Here is a 6,159-nt window from a genome sequence, read left to right on the forward strand (position 1 = left end):
CGATCCTCTCGGGTACGGACCGAAATATAGTCAAGATTTGTGACTATCACAAATGATGACTGTCACACCTTCGTAGTAACCTGCCCTGAGGGGTCGCGCCGACCGGCTGGCCGGGTTCTGGACGACGGTTACGATCGGCGCCCGGTCCCGCCAGCCGTCGCGGTCGGCGGGAGTTTGGATCCTGGCGGCCGGGGTTGGGAGAGGGTGGATGAAGCGCAGCGCGCGCAAGCGGCAGGACCCTGATCTGGGCGTCCTCGCCGCGAAGCTGTTCTTCGGCCTGCAGGAGGAACTGTTCCGCCGAAGCGCCGAGGAGGGCTTCGACGACATCACGCCCCGACACGGCGCCGTCCTGGCATACCTGGATGAGGACGGGATCCGTCCCAGTGAACTCGCGCATCTGTCCGGCCGGCACAAGCAGACCGTCGGCACCATCGTCGACGAGCTGGAGAAACTCGGTTACCTGCGGCGTGAAGCGGATCCTGCCGACCGGCGTGCCAAGCTCATCGTGCCCACGGAGCGTGGCCGCGCCTTGATGCGCTACTCCGACCTGGTGGTCGCCGAGATCGAGGCCCGGCATGCCGCGCTGCTCGGGGCGGAACGGTACGGGCAGTTCAAGAGCACCCTGCGGGCGATCGCGACCGCGCCGCCGACACCTCCGGCACCTCCGTCGGCGACCAGTCCGGCGAGGTGACCAACGCCGGCCGACGGGGTTGAGACGGTGCCGTTCGCCGTGCTAGTCCGCCTGGCGGCGATAGGCGCCGTACCACCAGATCAGGGCCAGTTCGCGGGCAAACGCCGCGTCGTCGCTGGGATCCGCGACGGTGACGTGGTCGAGGATGGCTCGCTCGCCGCCCACGACTATCACTCGGCTGGCGTTGACGAGGTCGAGTCCGGCGGGACTTCGGCCCGCGTCCTGCTCCTGACGAAGTATCTCAATCGTTCGGTCCCTGAACCGGATCGTCCTCTCGCTCCAGAACCTGCTCACGGACGCGTCGTAGGTGGCGACCTCGGCGATCGCCCGCAGTACGGCGGCATGTTCCCGATAGACCCCTACCACCTGCTGGAAGGCGTCCGCGAGACCTTCGACACCGTCCGATGGCTCCCAGGCCGAGGCGATGTTGAAGGAGGCGTCCACCACCGTGGCGGCCAGGCGCATGAGTAGATCCGTCTTGTCGCGAAAGTGGCTGTAGAAGGTCGATCGAGCGACGCCGGCCTCGATCGAGATCTGTTGTACGCCGAGCTCGGTGAAGTTCGCGCCGTCGATCAGGAGGCGACCGGTCGCGGCCAGGATCTCCGCCTCGGCTGAGGCACGTCGCCCGGGACTCGGGGTGCGTCGTCGGGTGATCGAGGGCATGTCCAGGTCCTAGGGTCGTGGCTCGCCAAAGCCAAGACTACACGCTGTCCGGACAGCGTGTAGCATAAATTTCGGACACACTGTCCGACGAGCTGACCGGGCGTTGTCGCCGGCGCCGATGTAGTCGCTGGGCAACCGGACCTTCAGGCATCAAAGGAGCAAATAGTGAAGTATCGCTTGCTTGGGCGAACCGGAGTGTGGGTTTCCGAGATCTCCCTGGGCACGATGACGTTCGGGGGCAAGGACCACCCGGTGTACCGCACCATGGGCGCACTCGGGCAGGAGCAGGTGAACCAGGTCGTCGGCACCGCACTCGACGCCGGGGTCAACTTCATCGACACCGCCGACGTCTACGCTGACGGCGAGAGTGAGGAGATGCTCGGCAGGGCGATCGGGCAGCGCCGGCGTGACGTCGTGCTCGCCACCAAGCTGATGGCCCCCGTCGGGTCGGGGCCGAACGACCAGGGGCTTTCCCGGCTGCACGTCATGCGGGCCCTGGAGGACAGCCTCCGACGACTGAAGACCGACTACGTCGATCTCTATCAGATCCACAACTACGACCACGTGACGCCGCTCGAGGAGACGCTGAGCGCGCTCGACGACGCGGTCCGGCAGGGCAAGGTCCGCTACATCGGCTGTTCCAACCTCGCGGCCTGGCAGATCAGCAAGGCCCTGGGCATCTCCAAGCTGCACAACCAGGCGAAGTTCGTCGCCAACCAGACGCACTACTCGCTGGTGTCGCGAGACGCCGAACGTGACCTGGTGCCCATGGCCGAGGACGAGGGGCTGAGCCTGACGGTGTGGAGCCCGCTTGCTGGCGGATTCCTCTCCGGCAAGTTCGACCGCGGCGGGATGACCACCGAGCAGGACTCCCGCCGGGCTCAGGTCGGCGTCGACTTCGTGCAGTTCGACGAGGAGAAGGGCTTCAAGGTGGTGGACGTGCTGCGGGTCGTCGCCGCGCGGCACGAGGTGAGCCCCTCCCGGGCTGCGATCGCTTGGCTGCTCGCGCAGCGCGCTGTCACCAGCGTCATCGTCGGTGCTCGCAAGCTGGAACAGCTCACGGACAACATCGCCGCGAGCGACCTGGCCCTCACCGAGCAGGATCTCGCCGAACTCGATGAGGTCAGCCGGCCGCCGGTCGCCTATCCGAACTGGATCCAGCAAGCGTTCGGTCCAGCGCGGATCCCGGCCAGCAACGTGGCCTGACCCGGTTTGCTTCGGGTGTCAGGCACGGGAACGATCCAGCCTGACACCCGACCCGGAGCCGACTCGGAAGGGACAGGCGAACCCCCTGCCACCCGTGCCATGACAAGGCGCCTCGGAGTCGGCGCCGGCGATGGCACCCGCGTCACATCCGACGTGGCCAGCTCGTCCTGAAGGCGGGCAACCACGAAGGAGTGCAATGTTCGCCGCTTACGTCACGGTCACCATCCTCGCCGCGGTCTTCAACGGCATCGCGGCCGTCACCTACCTGATCGGCCACGACTATCCGAAGGCCCAGGCGGACATGAAACGCGTGCCCCGATCGTGGGTACCGGTGCTGGGCATGCTCCTGGCAGCCGGTTCTCTGGGGCTACTGGTCGGGTTCGCTGTGCCGCTGCTGGGGGCACTCGCCGCCGCCGGACTCGTGCTGTACTTCGTCGGCGCGCTCGTCGCGCACCTACGAGTGGGCTCTCGTCAGCTGGTGGGCTGGGCCGTCTTCTTCTCGACCGCGGTGGCCGCGCTAGCCGTGAACCTGGCCTACCACTGGTGACTCGACCCCGCTCCGATGCCGACGATCCGGGGTCGAGCCACACGAAAGACGAAGCGCGTACGGCGCAGCTCGTGTCAGGATCTCGGCGTGTCCAGTCGTGCCTTGAGCTTCGGCGCTGTGGCGGAGGCGTACGAACGGTTCCGACCCGGCTATCCCGTGGCGCTTCTCGACAGAGTGATGGCGTACGCGGGTCACCCGGTTCGGACCGCCCTCGAGATCGGCGCCGGGACGGGTAAAGCCACCCGGCTCTTCGCTCAACCGGGCATCACCGTCACCGCCACCGACCCTGACCCGGCCATGCTCGCCGAGCTGCGAAAGCACGTGCCGGCGAACGTCAAGACCGCGCGAGCCGCGTTCGAGGACCTGCGGCCGGGCGAGAGCTACGGGCTGATCTACGCGGCGGCGGCGCTGCACTGGACGAGCCCGGAGGGCCGGTGGTCGCGCATGGCCGCACTACTGGAGCCGGCCGGCGTGTTCGCATCGTTCGGTGGGCCGATCCGGTTGGCCGACCCCGCTGTGGAAGAAGTTGTTCGCACGGCCCGAGCGCCCTTTCTGGAGAGCGACGAGGTCCCGTCCCCCGATGGGACACCGCCGGAACACGAGATGCAGTGGCCGGGTACGGAGCTCGAACAGTCCGAGTGGTTCGTCGATGTTCAACAGTTGGTGATTGAGCGCCGCTTGGTGATGAGTGCCTCCGACTACGTTGGCCATCTCTCGACCATCTCGGCCTACCTCGAACTGCCGGCCCCCGAGCAGGAGCAGGTCTTCAGCCGCATCGAGCAGGTCCTGCCTGCGACGGTCGAGCTTGCCGCCGACATCATCGTTCACCTCGCGCGCCGGCGCGGTGAGCAGTAGTACTCACGACTGCCGGCTGGCGTCGCAGCCGTCGGCGCAGTCCGGCGCTTGGCCGTTGGCGGGGTCGGCAGGCAGGGGCGCACAGTCGTCGCAGTGCTCCCCCCGCCAGGCTTCCACACCTTCCTTCACCGCGACCCCGGCGATGACCAGTGCGGCGACCGGGTCGGCCCATGACCAGCCGAGGGCGGCGTTGAGGACCAGGCCGACGAGCAGCACCGCCGAGAGGTACGTGCACAGCAGGGTCTGCGTCGAGTCGGCCAGGACCGTTGCCGAGCCGAGTTCCCGACCGGTGCGGCGTTTTGCCCGTACGAGCAGCGGCATCACGATCAGCGACGCGACGGCGATCCCGATCCCGAGCGGGCTGGAATCCGCGTCCCCGCCGGACAGCAGCGAGCGGCAGGCGTCGAAGGCCACCCAGCCGGCCAGCGCGAAGAACGACAGCCCGATCAGCCGCAGCGCCAGGCGTTCCCGGTCCTCGGGCACGCGCGAGCGGAACTGCCAGATGAGCACGGCGGCGCTGGACACCTCGACGAACGAGTCCAGACCGAAGCCGATCAGCGCCGTGGACGAGGCCGCGGCGCCGGCGGCGATGGCGACCAAGCCCTCCAGGAGGTTGTAGCCAGCGGTGGCGTAGGCCAGCCACAGGCTGCGTCGCGACAGCACCGCCCGCCGCTGCGGGGTCAGCACCGACACGCTCACGCGCGGACCTGCACCGACGAGTTGGCGGGCGCGCCGTAGACCGGGCAGAGGGCGACCGCCTCGCCGGTGGCGGCGAGGAGCTGTTCCGCCGAGCGCATCAGTTCCAACAGCTCAGGACGGGTGAGTACGTAGAACGACTGTCGACCCTCGACTCGGTAGTCGATGAGGCCGCAGTCCCGTAGACACGCCAGGTGCTTCGACACCGTCGACTGCGCCAGCCCCAACTCGCCGGTCAGGTCCACGACCCGCGCCTCTCCGCACGCGAGTCGTTGCAGGATGGCCAGCCGGGTCGGGTCACCGAGGGATCGGAACAACGCCACAGCTGGAGTCAGCCCAGGATCACAACCAATCGCCACAGCGCGATGATAGCGTCCACGCCGCATCATTCGCAGCTCGGGTTCGTCCGGCACCCTGTCCGTGGCCGGGGAGGAGCAGGTGACGAGGTGTCCGCCTGTGCTGTTACTTTGCCGCCCGTGGATGATCAGCTGACGTGGATCGACCGCATCGTCGAGGTGACCGGATGGCGCCACGAGCCTGATAGCGCCGTCGGCTGGGAGCAGGTAGAGGCCGAGCTCGGTGTCGCCCTACCGTCGGACTTCAAGCAACTGTGTCGACGGTTCGTGCCGGGGTCGTTCTACGCGTACCTGGACCTGCTGCGGCCGGGAGGCGGGCACAGTTCCCGGCAACTGCTCGCGGCCTGGGCCTTCTGCCGGAACGAGTCCTTCGCGAGCGTGTACGCCCCGTACGGAATCTATGGACCAGACAAGGGATCGGGCCTGATCCAGTGGGGTGACGACCAGGTCGAGGGGCAGTACTACTGGCTGGCGGACCGTTCGGTGGAGCCCGACCGGTGGCCTGTGGTCGCGCAGAAGTGCGGCGGCGATCCGTGGCATCGGTTCGACATGCCGACGACGGAGTTCATCTACCGGATGATCGCGGACACCGGGTTCGAGCCGTTCACGGTGGCCGACCCGAAGCGTCAGGCCTTCTACCTGCCGTACTGGCAGACGATCTCGGGCGCTGAGCAGTGGGATGCTCTCACCAACCCGGACCGGGAGGGCTAGCCCTCCCGCCGCCGAGGAGCGCCCACCGGAGTGCCAGCCGACATGCGGGGTGGGGGCAGAAAGATGCCGAATGCTCAATGGCCGGACCGCAGCCTTTCACTGATACGTACTTCGATCGACATGATCGTCAGGGACGGTTGTCATCCCCCTGACGAGAGGCCCCCACCATGTCGAGCACCGCACCCACCGCCCGCCGCCGAAGCCTGCGGCGCCACGCCGCCGCCACCGTCGTCGCCGCCCTCGCCGGAGCCTGCCTGGCCGTGCTGACCGGACAGCCGGCTTCCGCCACGCCGCCCGGCATCCCGTCGAAGGCGACCGCCCAGTCACAACTCAACGCGCTGACCGTCGCGGCGCAGGGCTCGACGAGTGGCTACTCGCGGGACCTGTTCCCGCACTGGATCACCGTCAGCGGCAGCTGCAACACCCGCGAGCAG

General features: G+C 67.9%; 8 protein-coding genes and 1 pseudogene. 6 read left to right on the forward strand and 3 right to left on the reverse strand.

What is annotated here, in order from left to right; all coding sequences use genetic code 11:
• Positions 1 to 208 precede the first annotated feature (208 nt).
• Positions 209 to 691 carry a MarR family winged helix-turn-helix transcriptional regulator gene (locus ACIBBA_RS24900; protein ID WP_396700353.1) on the forward strand — a complete coding sequence of 161 codons (483 nt, stop codon included), beginning with the start codon at positions 209 to 211 and terminating at the stop codon, positions 689 to 691.
• A 42-nt stretch (positions 692 to 733) separates the two neighbouring features.
• On the opposite strand, the gene ACIBBA_RS24905 is transcribed toward ACIBBA_RS24900, so the two are convergent.
• Positions 734 to 1,354, reverse strand: coding sequence for a TetR/AcrR family transcriptional regulator (locus ACIBBA_RS24905; protein ID WP_396700354.1), 621 nt, complete (start codon positions 1,352 to 1,354; stop codon positions 734 to 736).
• A gap of 195 nt (positions 1,355 to 1,549) precedes the next feature.
• Between ACIBBA_RS24905 and ACIBBA_RS24910 the strand changes: the two genes are divergently transcribed.
• The 3 genes from ACIBBA_RS24910 (at position 1,550) to ACIBBA_RS24920 (ending at position 3,962) form a co-directional block, all read left to right on the forward strand.
• Positions 1,550 to 2,560: an aldo/keto reductase gene (locus tag ACIBBA_RS24910; protein WP_396700367.1), complete on the forward strand. Its 1,011-nt coding sequence runs from the start codon at positions 1,550 to 1,552 to the stop codon at positions 2,558 to 2,560.
• Between the two features lie 196 nt (positions 2,561 to 2,756).
• Positions 2,757 to 3,107: a DoxX family protein gene (locus tag ACIBBA_RS24915; protein ID WP_396700355.1), complete on the forward strand. Its 351-nt coding sequence runs from the start codon at positions 2,757 to 2,759 to the stop codon at positions 3,105 to 3,107.
• Positions 3,108 to 3,194: 87 nt separating this feature from the next.
• Positions 3,195 to 3,962: a class I SAM-dependent methyltransferase gene (locus ACIBBA_RS24920; protein WP_396700356.1), complete on the forward strand. Its 768-nt coding sequence runs from the start codon at positions 3,195 to 3,197 to the stop codon at positions 3,960 to 3,962.
• A gap of 3 nt (positions 3,963 to 3,965) precedes the next feature.
• Here the strand turns inward: ACIBBA_RS24920 and ACIBBA_RS24925 are convergent, their stop codons facing one another.
• Together ACIBBA_RS24925 and ACIBBA_RS24930 are read right to left on the reverse strand one after the other, a co-directional pair.
• Positions 3,966 to 4,661, reverse strand: a complete 696-nt coding sequence (locus ACIBBA_RS24925; protein WP_396700357.1) for a cation diffusion facilitator family transporter — start codon at positions 4,659 to 4,661, stop codon at positions 3,966 to 3,968.
• Entirely contained in the window at positions 4,658 to 5,044 is a 387-nt protein-coding gene (locus tag ACIBBA_RS24930; RefSeq protein ID WP_396700368.1) for an ArsR/SmtB family transcription factor, read from the reverse strand. The genes ACIBBA_RS24925 and ACIBBA_RS24930 overlap by 4 nt, the downstream gene beginning before the upstream one ends.
• A gap of 90 nt (positions 5,045 to 5,134) precedes the next feature.
• On the opposite strand from ACIBBA_RS24930, the gene ACIBBA_RS24935 reads away from it, so the two are divergent.
• Both ACIBBA_RS24935 and ACIBBA_RS24940 read left to right on the forward strand, forming a co-directional pair.
• Positions 5,135 to 5,725, forward strand: coding sequence for a hypothetical protein (locus ACIBBA_RS24935; protein WP_396700358.1), 591 nt, complete (start codon positions 5,135 to 5,137; stop codon positions 5,723 to 5,725).
• A gap of 167 nt (positions 5,726 to 5,892) precedes the next feature.
• Positions 5,893 to 6,159, forward strand: a pseudogene (locus ACIBBA_RS24940) (hypothetical protein); the annotation flags it as partial.

Source organism: Micromonospora sp. NPDC051006, assembly GCF_044456245.1.
In the GTDB taxonomy this organism is placed as follows: domain Bacteria; phylum Actinomycetota; class Actinomycetes; order Mycobacteriales; family Micromonosporaceae; genus Micromonospora.